Genomic DNA, 18,362 nt, shown 5'->3' on the forward strand with positions numbered 1-18,362 from the left:
ACTAAAGAAACAATATGAGACTTACAGGACGTAGAGAAAGCAATAATGTAGAAGACCGACGTGGCATGGGTACTGGTGCAAAAGCAGGTATTGGAGGCATTGGAGGTATCATTATCATAGCTCTTTTCACCTTTTTAAGCGGTGGCAACTTAGGGGATTTCGTTAACAACGTTGTGCAAACACAGATGCAGGGACAGACTGAAGTACAGACCGATGGGCAACAACACCAATTCACAGAAGAAGAGGAGAAACTTGCTGATTTCTCAAAACAGATTCTTGCTGGTACTGAAGATGTCTGGACAGAGCAGTTTCAGCTTCACGGTATGAAGTATCAATACCCTACCCTCGTTCTCTTTACAGGTGCTGTACAAACTGCTTGTGGCAATGGTTCGGTCGCTATGGGACCTTTCTATTGCTCTGCTGACCAGCGCCTTTACCTTGACTTGAGTTTCTTTAGTGGTATGCGTAAGGACTTAGGAATAGAAGCAAAGGGCGATCTTGACTTTGCCTACGCTTACGTGATTGCGCATGAAGTAGGTCATCATGTAGAATATCTCCGTGGTATTCTTGGTAAATGTCATGCAAAGATGGCACGTGTCAGTCAAGAAAAAGCTAATAAGCTCAGCGTAAAACTTGAACTCCTTGCCGATTACTACGCTGGCTGTTGGGCACATTATGACAACGAGAAATTCCAAAGTATTACTGATGGTGACATTGAGGAAGCGGTTGATTGTGCTGAGAAAATCGGTGACAACTATCTTCAAAAGAAAGCACGTGGCTATGCACAGCCCGAAACCTTCACACACGGAACTTCCGAACAACGTATGTATTGGTTGAAGAAAGGTATAGAAACTGGTGATTGGGACACAACACCCTTTGCCCCAGGAGAGTTAGATTAAAACTTAATCAAAACCTTCCTGTAACTAAAAAGCATTCTTATAGCATAGCAAGTAAGCCTTGCCAGCTATAAACATAATCTGCTTTTAGAAGCAAAACGATTACAAATGACAATTTATCTTCATGATAAAAAAGAATTATTTTCACGAAAATAAATATTTCCTTTCACGTGAATAAATATTTTTTTTCATGGAAATAATTCGCAAGATAGCGATAATTACAGTTTGCCTTTTAGAGGTGTAACGAGAGTGTATTGAGGTAAAAAGAACTATTGATGGCGATTTCTTCTTTTATATAATCTAAAACCACTTTATGTAAAAAAATTCTGATTAGTTTTCTTTTTAGCCGTTTTTTATTTACCTTTGCATGAACAAAACCTAAATAAAATCTTAACAAAGAGTAGCCTACAATACCTATTCCCCATTTAATAGTGTAAATAAGTTGACTACAAACTTGCTTGAAAAAACATAAAAACTTAATAACTATGACCAAAAAGTTAATAGTATTATCTCTAATACTACTGTTGCCTATCACAATATGGGCACAGAGTTCTGTGACATTTGATTTTTCAACGTCTTCATCAGATGATGCTGTACCTCCAATAATAAAAAAGGATGGTATTACTCTGAAGTTTAGTGCTCTCTCAAAAGAATTTTTGTCTGATTATCATAAGCAGGAGAATTCTATTTTCTTGAGACTCAAATATAAAGGATTACTATCAATAGAAAGTAAAGATTACATTATTACATCTATTAAATTTATTACTTATGATCGGAAGCATCTTTTAAAGGTGTATAATGGAGATAAATTATCTATTAAGAAATTCAACAAAACTAATGATAAACTTTATTTACAAGAATGGTCTGAACATACTTCCAGTATATCTTTTGCCGCTTTTGGTGGATATAACGTAGATATAAAATCAATCAAGGTGACATATGTCATTCCTATTGCAATATCATCTGCTGAAAGAGCAACACTTTATTATAGTGATAAGTCATTTATTATTCCTAAGGGCATTGTTGCACGCACCTATAAAATCGAAGGTAATGTACTTTTTCAAAGTAAGGAGTATAAAGAAGGAAATGTACTTCCGAAGGGTACTGCTGTCGTTTTAGAGGCTAAGGAAGGTAATTATTTCTTTGAAGAAACAAATAAGACTGGTGATACTGACCCTGATAATGTTTTGCGTGGTTCTGATAATAAAACGATGACGACAGGAGGAAAGCTGTATTATGTGTTTGGTAAAGGTAGTAATGGTGTCGGTTTCTATTGGAAAGAGCCAGATGGTAAGGTCTTTACAACAGAAGCACACAAAGCCTATCTTGCTTATTCTCCATCAACAACCGCACATGCAAAGAGTTTTCTCGGTTTTGATGTTGCTTTGGGAATAGAAGATTCTTCAGCGATTGAAAAGGTAGCGATTAGTAGTCCTATTTATAATCTTGCTGGGCAGCAAGTGGATAAGGATTATAAGGGAATAGTAATCGTAAACGGAAAGAAGTATCTTAACAGATAAGTCTTCAAGCTGTCATGCATGGTACAATAGTGATTAACTGATTTTTAATAAGTAGACATGAAAACATATATCAAACCTTTAATAAAGAATTATCACGTTTTATCCTCTTTTCATTTGTTGGCTGGCTCACCAGAAAAGGCAGGAAAGGCTTTGACGAATGATCAAGGATTAGTACATAATCAGCCAGAGCCAGATATAAAACAATTATCGAAAGGAGACTTGTTCTCTGATTATAATATTACAGACTCTATGACGGAATGGAGTGATTAACAATACTTTACTATAACTTAAACAATTACGATGATGAAAAAACAAGTAACATGGTTTGGGCTTTTGTGCTGCTTACTTTTGTTTGCAGCCTGTGAAAAGCCTGTATTAGAAAGCAATGAAAGTGGTAAAAAGCCTAATGGCACAAAGGAAAAACTTACCAGAGTTGTACGTATCCATCCTAAGGAGCTACGCGTTGAAACGATAGAAGAGGCAATGCAGGCAAAACGACAGCCTATGAGTAGGGCGAATAGTGAAGAAAAGAAGAAAAATAAGTTGTATGCTGTCAATGTCTACGAGAAGAAACCTAATGATGAGAGTTATTCTCTGTATGCTTATGGTTTGTTCACGAATCTTTCAAAGATTGCATTAAAGATGAACGTGGAGAACCTTTATAAAGTAGAGTGTTTGACAGTTGAGGAGGGAGACGATAGGCTTGGAACTAAGGATGGAGAGTATTTGGCTCCTTTCTTGCATGGAGCGAATAAAGGGACAAAGGCTGCAAATACTTTTGTTTTCTCAAAAGATGAAAACATGAATAACTTAACGAATAGTGAAACGATCATAGCTAATGGACAAGGCATTGCAAATCCACGTCTTGTCAAGCTCTATGGTACTATCAATGATTTCAGTCCTAAAATAACAAAAGATCTAACCATTGATATGCGAAAGGCTGTGTTTGGATTGCGTTTCAAGGTAACACCGCCTGATGAAGGTAAATTAGTTATTACATATTTGGGGTGGCGTATAACTGTGATGGATAACAGTGCTGCGTATGATAATAGTGCGACATATTCTTTCTACGATATTGTAAATGCAAGTCAAGAAGGTTATCAAGCAACAGTTGACGTAAAGATTACATGGACAAAAGTGACGGAACCATAGAGCAGGAAACCAAGCAGTTAACTGTCAAGCGGAATGTTATGACTGTTATAGATATTAGTGTGGAAGGACAAAAGCCACAAGGGTTTATCTTCAACGAAGAAACAGGTGACATGAAAACTGAGAATGTTAAGTGGAAACTGGTATTATAGTCTTTAATTTCAATCGAGTAGGAGGTAAATGTTACTCATAAGAGGCATTTACCTCCTACTTTTACATTTACCGACCTCCCACACCACCGTACATACCGTTCAGCATACGGTGGTTTCGGGTTTTCTCATCTCACGATGTGTGGCAAGTTGTTTTCAGCTATCCCTTTGAGTACGACCACTTCTATTCTATTGTCGGATTCCGTCCTATCGTACGAATAGAGAGTTCCTTTCGGACATCTGGTTACAAACAAAATCGCAGGGTAGCAATCATTTACTATTGCACTGCCCGATTCAGTCCTTCCCCATAGGCACACGTGCCTTAGGTACTATGGCATCTTCTGACTTATCACGACAAGTTTTGCTCCATGAGTTACGTAAAAGAAATAAATCGTCATGTCCGTGAGACCTCCTCGGATAAGGGCATTGTCTTTCCATCTTATACCTACTTCATTTTTCGCTTCGCTCAAGGAAACTCCACCAACCGTTCCGAATAGCTATGGGACTTTGATTTGTTTGGCAATCTCAGCCACGGTTATATGCCTTATATGAAATTTCTGTCCGTTAGGTCAGATGTTTGCCGCCAGCTTCCTTCAGATTTCACCTCACGATGAGCACCCTCTGGCTATGTAATTCCTGCTATTAGGGCTTACTCGGGACTTACACCCGTTAGACAATGCTCATGCCGAGCGTACTAAACAGAAAGGGAGCATACATAGCGTACGCCCTTTTCTTTTTGATATATAATGCTTTACTAATGTCTCTTTAGATGTTAGCGATACTCATGATGTTTGCAAACACTCCGGCTGCCGTTACCGATGCACCGGCACCATAGCCCTGTATCTGCATAGGATACTCCTTATAACGATCAGTGGTCAGTAGGACTATGTTGTTAGAACCTTCAAGATTATAGAAAGGATGGGTAGAAGCCACTTCCTTTAGTGCAACATTCGTCTTGCCACGTTCCATTGTAGCAACGAAACGCCAGCGTTTACCCTCTTGTGCAAGCTTCTGACGACGCTCTTCAAAGTTGGCATCAAGTTCAGGAAGACGTTTCCAGAAGTCTTCTACTGTGCCTTGGAAATAATCGTCTGGGACAAAGAGATGCTTTTCAACATCCTCTTGTTCCACCTTGTATCCAGCCTCACGTGTGAGGATAACCAGCTTACGAACAACATCCGTTCCACTAAGGTCAATACGTGGATCTGGCTCACTATAGCCCTGCTCTTTAGCACGTTTAACAGTTTCAGAGAAGGGAACATCAGCTCCAATCTCATTAAAGATGAAGTTAAGCGTACCTGATAATACGGCTTCAATCTTTAGTATTTTGTCACCTGAATTACGTAAGTCGTTGATAGTACCAATGATAGGCAAACCTGCGCCCACGTTTGTTTCAAAGCGGAATTTGACACCACGCTGGATAGCAGTCTGCTTCAAGTGATAGTAATTCTCGTATGCACTTGATGCTGCTATCTTATTGGCTGCAATCACAGAGATGTTATTCTCCAACAAAGACTGGTAAAGTGCTGCCACCTCTTTAGAAGCAGTACAATCCACAAATACCGAGTTAAAGATATTCATCTTGAGGATAACATCACGCAAGTGCTCTGGACTTGAAGGCTCACTCTCTTTGAGTTCCTCAAGATAATTATTGAGGTCCAAACCGTCACGATTGAAGATAGCATTTTTAGATGAGGCAATACCCACCACATTCAACTTCAAGTTAGAATTTTGCTTTAGCTCTTCATACTGGCTCTTAATTTGTTCTATGAGCTTTCCTCCTACCGTACCAACACCACAAATAAGAGATTAAGCACCTTGTATTCTGACAAGAAGAAAGAGTCGTGAAGTACATTTAACGACTTTCTTAAATCCGAACCCTTAACGACGAATGAGATATTCATCTCTGACGCACCCTGCGCAATAGCTGTAATACTAATACCAGAACGACCAAGTGTCTCGAAAAGCTTGCCACTGATACCAGGTGTTCGTTTCATATTTTCGCCAACGATAGCCACTGTTGCAAGTCCACTTTCAGCGTGCATTGGGAACATACGACCATCTTCTATCTCAAGGCGGAATTCTTCATTGAGCACCTTCACTGCATTATCAGCATCTTCATCCTTCACACCGATAGAAGTATTGTTCTCTGAAGCAGCCTGTGACACGAGGAAGACACTGATACCATTGTTAGCAAGAGAGCTAAAGATACGTCGGTTGACACCAACAACACCCACCATAGAAAGACCCGTCACGGTTATAACCGTTGTGCCTTTAATAGATGAAATACCCTTAATAGGCTTTTGGTTGTTTTCAATGTGCGACTTGATGATCGTACCTTTCCCATCAGGATTAAACGTATTTTAACCTTAATAGGTATATTCTTTACGCAGACTGGGTATATCGTTGGAGGATAGATTACCTTTGCACCAAAGTTACAAAGCTCCATAGCCTCGGTATAAGAAAGCTCGTTGATAGTATAAGCACCTTTGATAACACGAGGGTCAGCGGTCATAAAGCCATCAACATCCGTCCATATCTCTAACACTTCAGCATTAAGCATTGCAGCAAGGATTGAAGCAGTGTAGTCACTTCCACCACGTCCGAGATTGGTTATGTCGCCTGAGTCACGGTCTTGTGCTATGAAACCAGGTATTAAAGAGATGCGAGGAAGGTCAGAGAAAGTGTCTAATACAAGTTTGTTAGTCAGTTCTGAATCAAGACTTCTTTTGCCGTGTTTCTCCTCAGTCTTAATAAACTCACGTGCATCAAACCACTTAGCTCCACGGATAAGGGTTGCAACGATTCTTGAACTAAGGCGTTCACCATAGCTCACAATAGTGTCCTCTGTCTTATGACTGAGGTCATGAATTAAGAATACACCGTAATAAATAGACTGGAGTTGCTCGAAGAGACTATCCACTTTGCAGAATAGTATCTCACGGTCATGTGGGTCGGTAATTATTGCATCTATCATCTTGTGATGTCGTGCAACAATTGAATCAAACTCTGTTCTCCAACTATCATCACCGTTCAAGGCGAGTTTAGAGGTAGCAATAAGCTGATCGGTTATACCACCTAAGGCACTAACAACCACAATGACGGGTTGATGTTTTGCCTCCTTTTCTACAATCTTTTGCAGACTTAAAATACTCGAAACAGAACCTACGGATGTTCCACCAAACTTTAATACTTTCATTCCTGATGTTTAATTTGTTATTATTCGGCATCCCCGTTACAATGGGGGAAGTGCAAAACTTGGTCACAAAAATAACAAGAAATATTGCAATAGCCAACGATTTTCTCGATATATTTGAGTAAATTTGTGGCAAAAAGAAGAAGTTATACGATATATGACAGAGGAATATCAGTTACGTGTTTTGCCCCAAGTTGGCTATAATGAAGACAACATAAAAGCATACCTTGCTAAGGAAAAGGGACTGGATGAGCGTACAATTTATCGTGTTCGGGTATTGAAACGTTCTATTGATGCACGTCATCGCGACATATATGTTAATTTGAAAGTTCGTGTTTATATAAACGAATTTCCACAAGATGACCCTTATGTTAAGACTGAATACCAAGACGTAAGTAGTCGTCCTTCGGTCATTGTTGTGGGTGCTGGTCCTGCTGGTCTGTTCTCTGCTTTGAAACTTATAGAATTAGGATTACGTCCAATAGTCCTTGAACGTGGAAAGAATGTACGTGATAGAAAGCTCGATATTGCTTTGATCACCAAGACGCAAGAGATTGACCCTGAGTCGAATTACTGCTTTGGCGAAGGTGGTGCTGGAGCTTATTCGGATGGAAAACTTTATACACGAAGTAAGAAACGTGGACCTGTAGATAAGATTCTAAACGTCTTTTGTCAGCATGGTGCATCGCCTTCTATCCTCGCAGATGCCCATCCGCATATTGGAACAGACAAACTTCCACGTGTGATAGAAAATATGCGTAATACGATACTTGACTGTGGAGGTGAGGTTCATTTCCAAACCAAGATGACCTCATTAATCATCGATCGTGATAAAGTTGTTGGTGTTGAAGCTGTTGATAATCGTGGAGCAATCACTATGAAGCGAGCTTTTCATGGTCCTGTTATTCTTGCAACAGGTCATTCGGCACGTGATGTCTATCGCTATCTTGCAGAAGCAGGTATTGAGATGGAAGCAAAGGGAATTGCTGTTGGTGTACGATTAGAGCATCCTTCTCATCTCATAGACCAAATACAATATCATAATAAGAACGGAAAAGGAAAGTATCTTCCAACAGCAGAGTACTCTTTCGTGACACAAGTACAGGGACGTGGCGTTTACTCTTTCTGTATGTGTCCAGGTGGTTTTGTGATTCCTTCGGCTACTGGTCCAGAACAGACTGTTACCAATGGTATGAGTCCTGCCAATCGTGGAACGCAATGGTCGAACTCAGGTATGGTTGTTCAGCTGAATCCAGAAGATGTTAAAGGTGATGATGTTCTACGTATCTTGCGTTATCAGGAACAGTTAGAACGAGACACATGGCAGCAGGGAAATCGCAAGCAGACAGCTCCTGCGCAGCGAATGGCAGACTTCGTAAATAATCGTCTGTCGTATGATTTGCCTAAGTCAAGCTATGCACCAGGATTAATTTCCAGTCCGCTTCATTTCTGGATGCCATCCTTTGTTACGAAACGACTCCAAGAAGCTTTCAAAACCTTTGGCAAACAGGCTCATGGATTCCTTACTAATGAAGCCGTAATGATAGCCTCAGAGACTCGTACCAGTTCTCCTATTCGTATTCTGCGTGACCGAGAACGACTCATGCATATCCGCCTTGAAGGGCTATTTCCTTGTGCGGAAGGTGCTGGTTATGCAGGTGGAATCGTCAGTGCAGGCATTGATGGAGAACGATGTGCAGAAATGGTTTCGGCTTATCTCCAACAGCTATAAGCTTATCTTTTAATAGTAAGAAAGTGATTAGGCTTTACTTATAGTTTACTTGAGAAGGTATTAGAAGACTTGAAGTATCATCCTCTACTCCTATAGAATATCTTTATCGAATTATTTTCACGAAAAGAAAAGTTTATTTACGTGAGAAAAAAATATTTCTTTACATGAAGAAAAGTGTTTTTCTTCATGTAAAGAAATTAGATTTATTGACATCTTACTAAGAATCAATCTTTTGAGACAACTGCCTTGAAGCTCATATCAAGTCCCTTAACACTATGTGTTAGGGCACCAAAAGAGATGAAATCGACTCCAGCTTTTGCGTAAGGAATCATCGTTTCAAAAGTAATTCCACCGCTTGATTCCGTCTCACAGCGACCAGCTACAATATTGACAGCTTTACATGTGTCCTCTGGTGTGAAGTTATCAAACATAATACGGTCACAGCCTTCATTCAGAGCTTCTTCCAACTCCTTAAAGTTTCTTACCTCACATTCAATCTTAAGGTCATCTTTACCATGTTCCTTGCAATATTGCTTTGCACGTGAAATTGCATTATGCACACCACCACAGAAGTCAACGTGATTGTCTTTTAAGAGAATCATATCGAAGAGACCAATGCGATGATTCATTCCGCCGCCTATCTTCACAGCTTCCTTTTCCAACATTCTCATTCCTGGTGTTGTCTTACGTGTGTCTAAAACGCGTGTCTTCGTACCAGCATCAACAAGTGCCTGTTGGTACTTGTGCGTCATGGTAGCAATACCACTCATACGTTGTAGGATATTAAGCATAAGACGCTCTGTCTGTAACAAGCTCTGCGTTCTACCCTTCACACTCATGGCAATATCACCAGGTTTCACATGTGTACCATCTTTTATATAGACTTCCACTTGTAGTTCTGGGTCGAAAAGGTGGAACACTCTTTTAGCAACCTCAACTCCTGCCAAGATTCCTTCTTCTTTGATTAACAACCTACTTTCACCCATAGCATCTGCAGGGATACAACAAAGCGTTGTATGATCACCATCTCCTATATCCTCACTGAAAGCGAGTTCGATAAGTTTATCATTAAGTTCTTCTACCGACAACATAATAATATGATTAAATTATAAACCTAAACTTTTTGAGATATCCAACATCTTATGGATTGACTTGACAGCCTTCTTTGCCAACTCAGGTTCCACCTCGATAGCTGGCCATTCATATTTCAAGCAATTATACAGCTTCCTCAATGTGATATATTTCATATACTCACACTCGTTACAAGGGCTATCGCTATCATTAGGAGGGGCAGGAATGAAAGTTTTTTGTGGAGCCAACCGCTGCATTTCAACAAGAATACCACTCTCTGTCACCACAATAAACTCCAGAGCATCACTCGTAACGCTATACTTTAGCAAGGCAGACGTGCTCCCTACCTTATCTGCCAAACTAAGTATGGCTGGTGGACATTCAGGGTGAGCCAGGACTTTAGCAGCCGGATGTTCGTGTTTTAGTTGTTGAATCTTCTCAACAGAGAATCTATCATGAACCTCACAAGCTCCATCCCAAAGCAACATCTTGCGTCCTGTTTGTTCGCTTATATAATGACCTAAGTTCTTATCTGGTCCAAAAATAATAGGGGTGTCTTTTGGTAAAGACTCTACAATTTGCTTTGCGTTACTACTCGTTACTACAACATCAGTTACCGCTTTAGTTGCCGCCGTTGTATTGACATAGCTTATCACCGTATGATCAGGATGAGCCTGTACGAACTTCTCAAACTCATCAGCAGGACAACTCTCAGCCAAAGAACAAGAAGCATTAAGGTCGGGAACAAGAATTGTCTTTTCAGGACATAAGATTTTATTTGTCTCACCCATGAAATGTACGCCACACATAACGATGATATCGGCATCAGTAGAGGCAGCCTTTTGTGCCAAAGCCAAGCTATCTCCAACAAAATCAGCTAATTCTTGGATTACACCTTCTGTATAATAATGAGCCATGATAAGCGCATTCTTTTCCTTACACATTCGGCGTATTTCTGCTTTTACGTCAATCCCTTCTGGAATAGGTTCATCTATATAACCTTGTTCCAGCCACTTTTCGTTTATCATTTTATTTTGTATTATAAATCGAGCGTACAATAACTATTGTACTGTTCGTATCACCTTACTATATTCCTATACTACTTCTTGTCGTATGCATGCTTTGGATAATCTACCGTATAGTGCAAACCTCGACTTTCCTTTCGCTCTATAGCCTGTCTTGTTATGAGATAACCAACATTTATCATATTGCGAAGTTCACAAATATCCTTCGTTGCCGTGACACGCTTAAAAAGGTTCTCTGTTTCCTCATATAGCAAGTCAAGCCTTGCCCAAGCACGTTTCAAGCGCAAATCACTTCGTACAATACCCACATAGTTACTCATGATTTCACCAACTTCTTTAATACTCTGCGTGATTAAGACATGTTCTTCATTGGTCATTGTACCCTCATCATTCCACTCTGGGACATGCGTATTAAAATCATAGTTATCTATCACCTGAAGTGCATGGTCAGCTGCTGACTTAGCGTAAACGACGGCTTCTATCAGCGAATTGCTGGCAAGTCGGTTTCCACCATGTAGACCTGTACACGAACATTCACCCACAGCATAGAGTCTATGAATAGAACTTTCAGCATTCAAATCAACCTTTATTCCTCCACAGATGTAATGTGCACTGGGACAAACGGGGATATAGTCCTTTGTTATATCGACACCAATACTCAAGCATTTCTCATAGATATGCGGGAAGTGGTGTTTTGTTTCTTCAGCATCTTTATGTGTTAAGTCAAGGCAAACATGGTTTAGTCCATGAATCTTCATCTCATGGTCGATAGCTCGAGCAACAATATCACGCGGCGCAAGAGAGAGACGTTCGTCATACTTCTGCATGAACTCCTGCCCATCAGGGAGTCGCAAAATGCCACCATAACCACGCATTGCCTCAGTAATCAGAAATGCAGGGTGGGTCTCGGAAGGATTATAAAGAACCGTAGGATGGAACTGTACAAACTCCATATCCTTTACTGTTCCCTTGGCACGATAGACCATTGCAATGCCATCACCAGTAGCTATGACAGGGTTAGATGTCATTGCATAGACTGCTCCGACACCTCCTGTTGCCATAAGTGTTACCTTACTCAAGAAAGTATCAACCTTTTGGGTATCAGGATTGAGGATATAAGCACCATAACATTCAATGTTTGGAGTTTTACGCGTCACCGTCATTCCTAAATGATGTTGCGTGATAATCTCAACAGCATAGTGATTCTCAAAAATTGTGATATTAGGATTTAACCTCACTGCTTCCATTAATCCACGCTGTATCTCAAATCCTGTGTCATCAGCATGATGGAGAATACGAAAATCACTGTGACCACCTTCACGATGTAAGTCGTATGTACCGTCTTTGTTCTTATCAAAGTTAACGCCCCATTTGACAAGTGTCTTGATTGCTTCTGGCGCATTACAAACAACTTGCTTAACAGCTAAAGGGTCAGAAATATAATCACCAGCGATCATAGTATCGTTGATGTGCTTTTCAAAATTATCTATGGCAAGGTTCGTTACCGCTGCTATTCCTCCTTGCGCCTTAGCCGTATTGGCTTCATCTAAAGAGGTCTTGCAAACAAGGGCAACCCTTCCCTTACCACTATTTGCCACACTCAAGGCATAACTCATTCCTGCTATACCACTACCAATAACCAAGAAATCGAAATTGTATATCATAAGGCCTTTACGTCTGATATCATAAATTAGTAGGTGCAAAAGTAATAAAAATTACCATAACATCAATAAGAAAAGAGTATTTATATTTATACGTGCATGATAAAAGTGTTTCTAATCATATTGAATATTAGTTCTTTTTTATCTGATTTAATGGTAAGCAAGCCTCTCTCTTTCCATTTCTTACTATTGTGCGGATGGTAAACACCAATGGTGCGGATGGTAAACACCAATGGTGCGAAATACTAACACATAGCAAGAAGAACTCTAATTTGTGATATGTCTACTATGTTTTCATCTATATTTTAGGATAGATTCTTATCTCTCAACTTCCTTATTAAACAATAGAAACGCTATTCTTTCCTCTCTTGAAAAGGAAAGAATAGCGTTACTTTTTAGAGGTTCTGTAAATAAAACATTACAGACTATAGTTTTTACTGCTCGTCTGGTACAATGAGTTTATAACCCTTACCGTGAATATTGATAATCTCAACCTGTGGGTCTGGCTTCAAATGCTTACGCAACTTAGTGATATAAACATCCATTGAACGTGCATTGAAGTAGTTATCGTCAATCCAAATGGTCTTCAAAGCATAATCACGCTGAAGAATCTCATTAGAGTGTGCGCAAAGCAAAGCAAGCAATTCATTCTCCTTTGTTGTAAGCTTAGTTGCCTTCTCTGGGTTGTTATCCAAAGTAAGCAACTGCTTCTGTGTATCAAAGGTGAAACGACCAATAGTGTACATTGTTGACTCCTTGGTCTTTTTTCCTCTTACACGACGAAGGATTGCCTCAATACGGAATACGAGTTCTTCCATAGAGAATGGCTTAGTGATATAATCATCAGCACCAATCTTGAAACCTTCCAAGATATCCTCTTTCAACTGCTTTGCAGTAAGGAAGATGATAGGAACTTCTGCATTTGCCTGACGAATCTCTTGTGCAAGGGTGAAACCATCCTTCTTTGGCATCATAACATCAAGCACACAGATATCATACTTGCTCTTCAAGAAAGCTCTGTAACCAACCTCACCATCAGGGCAGAGGTCAGCTTGGAAGCCTTTTGCCTGCAGATATTCACTCAACAGTGTTCCGAGATTCTCATCGTCTTCACACAACAGAATTTTCAATTTATCATCCATAACTTATACGTATTAAATTGTTTATACTCTTAATTATCTTTTATTCTTCATCTTCCTCATCGCGAATAACGGGGAGTTTAATGACGAATTTTGTTCCTTTACCATATTCGCTCAGCACCTTAATCTCTCCTTCATGTAAGTCAACCATCTTCTTTACATATGCCAAGCCTAAACCAAAGCCTTTGACATCGTGAAGATTACCAGTGTGAACACGATAGAACTTATCAAAGATCTTCTTTAAGTTCTCCTTCTTTATTCCTTGACCAGTATCACGAACTGAGAGATAGAGATTCTCATTCGTGTTCCATGTCTTCAGATAAACATCTAATGGTTCGTCTGGTTTTGCATATTTAACGGCGTTATCCAAGAGGTTAAAAATAACATTCTGAAAATGCATTTCATCAACATACATGAGCGAGTCAACCGCTTCAATCTCTGTATATACTTTACCACCAGTATGCTCAACACGCAAACTAAAGGAATGAGCAATCGTCTCAACCATTTCGTTAAGGTCGGTATATTTCTTCTTTAACACAGCCTTCTTGCGATCATACATACTCATCTGGAGTACCTTCTCAACAAGGAAACGCAGACGTTTAGACTCATCATTAATTACACCTCCTAAGTGTTCTATCATCTTTGGGCTCTTTGTCAACGTCTTATCGTTCATCATCTGAGCAGCCAGAGAGATACTTGCGATAGGCGTTTTGAGCTCATGTGTCATGTTATTGATAAAGTCATTCTTTATCTCACTGTAACGTTTCTGTCGGAAGATGGTTACAATCGTGAAGATAAAGGTAACCAACAACACGAAAGTGAAGATGATGGATGGAATCATAAACCGTACACTGGAGAAGATGTAGTTGTTCATCTGTGGAAAATGAACCTTTACAACGCCCATTCTATTTACAGGATCGTTGCGGAACAACACCTGAGAATAAGTATTCTCCTCACCATCACTCACATAATCAGGACATTTATAAACCTCTCTACCATCTTGTGTCGTCACCGTGAAATGATAAGGAATATTGATTCCATTGTTCATCATTTCCGCCTTTAAGTCCTGATCCAACAGCTTAAAGTTAATTCTATTTCGCAACGGCTTATCTGAAGCAGAATAAAGGATATTGTATATCACCTCCTCCAACATTGCCTTCTGATAGACGTAACGATTGCGAACAATCTCCTGCATGTTGCGCTTTGTAGCAGACAGTGTACTACTATCATTGCGCAGAATCATAGCTTTTGGTGTCAAAGATGGCTTTGCTTGAAGCAGTTTTGCCTCAAATGAAGTATATGGCTCCCCCTGTTCGTCTGTGACAGGAGCTTGATGAGCGGAAGTAGATGTATCTTTATCTGTATTCTGCTCTTCGCCTTGTGAGCGTTCTTTCTTATTTATATCATCCTCCAAATAACGAAGAGTCTCATTCAACTCCATATTGCGAGATGCTTGATAGAGGGCACGGTTGACGGATTCGTCAAACTGTTCCTTCTTCATCTCAGCCATTTCTTCAATGTAGTTGAGCTGGAGCAGAAGCAAACCAAGGAACGAGAGTCCCATGATTATGGCTATTGTCCAAATTGTTTTCTTCTTCATTACTCTCTACTTTATATCCATACTGCTCATAGAAGAAATCCACTCACAGCACCATATATTTATTTTTCGACTGCAAAGATAGGATTTCCTTAAATAATTAACATCTAAAAGTTAAGAAATAACATATAATTGTTTTTCATTAACTAAATATTACTTTTTAGATTAATAATTATCAAGTATAGTCTTCAACATGTAACTTTAACCACTCCAAAAGATCTGCAAGAAAGTAAAAGAGCTAATAAAACATTTATTTAGATTCACAAAACAAAAGTAAGTAAGTCTTTCTATAAATCAACAAAATGCATTAGCTGAAAACAAAACGTTTATTTTTTATACAAAAGAATACACCTAAGAAAAATATTATTTTATTATCTTTGTAGACTCATTAAACCTATTGCCTACAAACAAAAATAAATTAATATGCTATCCAGTAAACATCTCTCACATAAGTTAATCTTTCATGTATTACAATATTATAATGAGAATAATAATCAAACTTCTCATATTTTACCGATGTGTTGATGCCCAACACAAGTGGTGATGGTGGTAAACACCAATCGTGTTGAGTGCTTAGTATACTATAAAAATAGATATAAATATAACAAACCTCATGACAATTCAAAGATTACAAACAAGACCTTTCGCATCATACATCATCTTAGTTATAACTCTATTGCTGCTGAACTCATCCTGTCTTATGGCTCAGCAGAACATAATCTTTAATATCCAGCAACAAACAAAGCACCCTATTGATGCTGCAACAATTATCATTTCTGATCAGAAAACAGGAAAAGTAATTGCCAATGGGCTAACCGAGACGGACGGAAAGTTTAATTACACCCTTATTGATGGTAGTTATCAACTATACTGCGGAGCTATCGGATGCCGTGATACTACTATTCTTTTCTCCATTCCAAATAACCATTCCATTTATAACATCTATTTATATCCTGACGGTACAGAGCTGAAAGACGTTATTGTCACAGCCCGCAAACAACGCTCACTCATCAAAATGGAAAGTGGAAAGATACGCATTTCTGTTGCAGAATCCTATCTTGCCAACCTTGGCAACTCTTTAGATGTTCTGCGCCACACCCCAAGTGTAAGGCTTGATAATAAAGGAAATCTATCGCTTTCTGCCCTTGGCAATGCCGCCGTTTACGTGAACGGAAAACGCATACGACTTCAAGGTGAAACGCTTACAGCCTATCTGCGTACTATTCCATCTTCTAACATTGCAAGCATTACTACTTCAACCAACCCTGATGCAAGTTATGATTCAGAAGGGGCAAGCGGTATTATTGACATAAAACTAAAAGACAACAACGAACGAGGGCTTTACATTTCGACCTCTCATGGTACATCTTTTTGGAATCACATACGCCAAAGTTCTGATTTTAGTATGACTTATAACAAACAGACATGGCAGCTGGGCATCAACTATAGTCATAACATTGGACACTATGACATGGAGTATGGTACTGATAGAATGCAAGAAGGAGACCGAAACTTTTCAGAGACCGATGATACTGACAAGCGAAACACTTACGCAGGAGGACTGGCTTTTGTATTCCAACCTAACAAGAAACACAAACTTATGCTGAACACATCAGTTGATGCCTTAACAGGTCCCGGAGTGACAGCAACAACTACATGGATATATAAAGGTAGAGACACGCTTCATGAAATACTTAAAGCAAGGAATGATTATACCAAACAAGAGAACACAAAATATACGACAGGCATAGGCTATCAGTTTAATATTACAGAACAACAGACCATCACTGCAAATGCAGATTGGATTCACGTTGATGTTGTAAGTAATAACAATCAGCCCAATGCGTTTTACTCTCCAAATGGAACATTACTAAGGGAAGACGACTATCCAGCTAAATCCAAAAAGAAAATAAACATCATCTCATCTGCTATCGACTATAATCTAAAGAATAGTCATGACGGAGAACTCCTAACAGGTATTAAAGCTGCCAAGGTAGAAAGCAAAAATCGCTTTGGCTTCTATGCAAAAGGTGTGCTTGACAACACAAGATCTAACAGGTTTACCTACCAAGAGTCAAACCTTGAAGGCTATATACAATATGCCCAGAAATGGAAACATGTACAGGCAACTGCAGGTATGCGGATTGAATATATGCAGACTATCGGGACTTTAGAATCCTATTTGGACGGAAAACTGATGGAGGAGAATAAGAACAATCACACAAGACTCTTTCCTAATCTTTCTATCAGTTATAATCTTAACAACAAAGCAAAGCTCACACTTGCCTATAGTAAACGGCAAGACAAAGCAAGATACGAAGACCTTAACCCCATTGAATATCTGTTAGATGAACTAACCTATTGGAAAGGGAATCCATTTATTCAGCCACAAATAAATCATAGGATATCTTTAGATTACACAAAGAATAATCTTAGTGTAACGCTCTCTTATAATCAGCTAAACAATTATTTTACACAGCTTCCCGATACATACAAGAAAGACTGCATAGTCATGACAACCAAGAATATTGGTAAACAGAAGCAGCTGGCACTTGACCTTATCTATAACAAACGTCTCACCTCATGGTGGGATGTCAGTGCAAACATCGGTGCTTACTACTTTATCAACCATCTTGATTATGAATCTTATAGAGAAGACTACCGTCGCCCCTCATGTAACCTTTCACTTTCAAACGACATACAACTACCTGCAAAAGTTCGTATGGAACTGTCTGCAAGATACGCAAGTAAACGACAAGGCAGAAGTTATGAGGTCCTCAAACCAAGTGGAGGTATAGATATTGGATTGAGTAAACGATTACTCCGAGACAGACTCTCTCTATCTTTAATGATTACCGACCTACTCCACACTGAGCGTTGGGATAGCTATGGACGTAAGGGAGCATTAGATTTAGACATTTGGGGGCACAGTGAAAGCCGCCAAGTTATCTTCCGTGTACATTACAACTTCGGAAGTAGTAAGTTTGAAACAGGTAAGAACAAAGTAAAAGAGGCAGAACGTCTGTAGCTATCTGTTAATCACTATCAACCTTTTTGTTGAAAGCTTAAGAGCTTTTTGGTGAAAACTTAAGAGCTTTTTGGTGAAAGCTTAAGAGCTTTTTGATGAAAGCTTAGGAGCTTTTTGATGAAAGCTTAAGAGCTTTTTGATGAAAGCTTAAGAGCTTTTTGGCTAAAAGGTCAACCCTTTCTGCGAAAACAGTCGACTG

At 39.3% G+C, this 18,362-nt stretch carries 12 protein-coding genes and 1 pseudogene; 7 read left to right on the top strand and 6 right to left on the bottom strand.

Annotated elements, in window-relative coordinates; genetic code table 11:
* Window positions 1–14: 14 nt before the first annotated feature.
* The 5 genes from ypfJ (at window position 15) to J5A56_RS13575 (ending at window position 3,717) form a co-directional block, all read left to right on the top strand.
* Window positions 15–899 carry a KPN_02809 family neutral zinc metallopeptidase gene (gene ypfJ, locus J5A56_RS10945; RefSeq protein WP_021673064.1) on the top strand — a complete coding sequence of 295 codons (885 nt, stop codon included), beginning with the start codon at window positions 15–17 and terminating at the stop codon, window positions 897–899.
* Window positions 900–1,381: 482 nt separating this feature from the next.
* Complete coding sequence (locus J5A56_RS10950; protein ID WP_021673065.1) at window positions 1,382–2,416, top strand: hypothetical protein; 1,035 nt, start codon at window positions 1,382–1,384, stop codon at window positions 2,414–2,416.
* Window positions 2,417–2,473: 57 nt separating this feature from the next.
* A complete protein-coding gene (locus J5A56_RS10955) occupies window positions 2,474–2,686 on the top strand; it encodes a hypothetical protein (protein ID WP_021673066.1) in 213 nt (70 codons plus the stop codon).
* Between the two features lie 30 nt (window positions 2,687–2,716).
* A complete protein-coding gene (locus J5A56_RS10960; protein ID WP_249112091.1) occupies window positions 2,717–3,568 on the top strand; it encodes a hypothetical protein in 852 nt (283 codons plus the stop codon).
* On the top strand, window positions 3,544–3,717 hold the full coding sequence (locus J5A56_RS13575) for a hypothetical protein (RefSeq protein ID WP_249112092.1): 174 nt from the start codon (window positions 3,544–3,546) through the stop codon (window positions 3,715–3,717). Before J5A56_RS10960 ends, J5A56_RS13575 begins: the two co-directional genes overlap by 25 nt.
* A gap of 762 nt (window positions 3,718–4,479) precedes the next feature.
* Here the strand turns inward: J5A56_RS13575 and thrA are convergent.
* Window positions 4,480–6,913, bottom strand: a pseudogene (thrA, locus tag J5A56_RS10965) (bifunctional aspartate kinase/homoserine dehydrogenase I).
* A gap of 154 nt (window positions 6,914–7,067) precedes the next feature.
* Between thrA and J5A56_RS10970 the strand changes: the two are divergent.
* A complete protein-coding gene (locus J5A56_RS10970) occupies window positions 7,068–8,642 on the top strand; it encodes an NAD(P)/FAD-dependent oxidoreductase (protein ID WP_021673070.1) in 1,575 nt (524 codons plus the stop codon).
* Window positions 8,643–8,866: 224 nt separating this feature from the next.
* Here J5A56_RS10970 and nadC read toward each other — a convergent pair whose 3' ends face one another.
* The 5 genes from nadC to J5A56_RS10995 all read right to left on the bottom strand — a co-directional run bounded on the left by nadC (window position 8,867) and on the right by J5A56_RS10995 (window position 15,138).
* Complete coding sequence (gene nadC, locus J5A56_RS10975) at window positions 8,867–9,733, bottom strand: carboxylating nicotinate-nucleotide diphosphorylase (RefSeq protein WP_021673071.1); 867 nt, start codon at window positions 9,731–9,733, stop codon at window positions 8,867–8,869.
* Window positions 9,734–9,748: 15 nt separating this feature from the next.
* Window positions 9,749–10,741, bottom strand: a complete 993-nt coding sequence (gene nadA, locus J5A56_RS10980) for a quinolinate synthase NadA (RefSeq protein WP_021673072.1) — start codon at window positions 10,739–10,741, stop codon at window positions 9,749–9,751.
* A 71-nt stretch (window positions 10,742–10,812) separates the two neighbouring features.
* The gene (gene nadB, locus J5A56_RS10985; RefSeq protein WP_021673073.1) at window positions 10,813–12,402 is read right to left on the bottom strand and encodes an L-aspartate oxidase; all 1,590 of its coding nucleotides are present in this window, start codon (window positions 12,400–12,402) and stop codon (window positions 10,813–10,815) included.
* Between the two features lie 431 nt (window positions 12,403–12,833).
* Window positions 12,834–13,541 (bottom strand): response regulator transcription factor, encoded by a 708-nt coding sequence (locus J5A56_RS10990; protein WP_004359596.1) that lies wholly within the window; start codon window positions 13,539–13,541, stop codon window positions 12,834–12,836.
* A gap of 40 nt (window positions 13,542–13,581) precedes the next feature.
* A complete protein-coding gene (locus J5A56_RS10995; RefSeq protein ID WP_021673075.1) occupies window positions 13,582–15,138 on the bottom strand; it encodes a sensor histidine kinase in 1,557 nt (518 codons plus the stop codon).
* A gap of 697 nt (window positions 15,139–15,835) precedes the next feature.
* Between J5A56_RS10995 and J5A56_RS11000 the strand changes: the two genes are divergently transcribed.
* Window positions 15,836–18,163, top strand: a complete 2,328-nt coding sequence (locus J5A56_RS11000) for an outer membrane beta-barrel family protein (RefSeq protein WP_021673077.1) — start codon at window positions 15,836–15,838, stop codon at window positions 18,161–18,163.
* Window positions 18,164–18,362 lie beyond the last annotated feature (199 nt).

Origin of the sequence: Prevotella melaninogenica (assembly GCF_018128065.1) — a bacterium.
GTDB lineage: Bacteria > Bacteroidota > Bacteroidia > Bacteroidales > Bacteroidaceae > Prevotella.

Bases quoted from the DNA above. Each gene is read 5' to 3' on its own strand.
- J5A56_RS11000 (WP_021673077.1), top strand. From the start codon at position 15,836: ATGGCTCAGCAGAACATAATCTTTAATATCCAGCAACAAACAAAGCAC.
- J5A56_RS10995 (WP_021673075.1), bottom strand. From the start codon at position 15,138: ATGAAGAAGAAAACAATTTGGACAATAGCCATAATCATGGGACTCTCG.
- J5A56_RS10990 (WP_004359596.1), bottom strand. From the start codon at position 13,541: ATGGATGATAAATTGAAAATTCTGTTGTGTGAAGACGATGAGAATCTC.
- J5A56_RS10955 (WP_021673066.1), top strand. From the start codon at position 2,474: ATGAAAACATATATCAAACCTTTAATAAAGAATTATCACGTTTTATCC.
- J5A56_RS10960 (WP_249112091.1), top strand. From the start codon at position 2,717: ATGATGAAAAAACAAGTAACATGGTTTGGGCTTTTGTGCTGCTTACTT.
- J5A56_RS10970 (WP_021673070.1), top strand. From the start codon at position 7,068: ATGACAGAGGAATATCAGTTACGTGTTTTGCCCCAAGTTGGCTATAAT.
- J5A56_RS10950 (WP_021673065.1), top strand. From the start codon at position 1,382: ATGACCAAAAAGTTAATAGTATTATCTCTAATACTACTGTTGCCTATC.
- nadB (WP_021673073.1), bottom strand. From the start codon at position 12,402: ATGATATACAATTTCGATTTCTTGGTTATTGGTAGTGGTATAGCAGGA.
- nadC (WP_021673071.1), bottom strand. From the start codon at position 9,733: ATGTTGTCGGTAGAAGAACTTAATGATAAACTTATCGAACTCGCTTTC.
- J5A56_RS13575 (WP_249112092.1), top strand. From the start codon at position 3,544: ATGGACAAAAGTGACGGAACCATAGAGCAGGAAACCAAGCAGTTAACT.
- ypfJ (WP_021673064.1), top strand. From the start codon at position 15: ATGAGACTTACAGGACGTAGAGAAAGCAATAATGTAGAAGACCGACGT.
- nadA (WP_021673072.1), bottom strand. From the start codon at position 10,741: ATGATAAACGAAAAGTGGCTGGAACAAGGTTATATAGATGAACCTATT.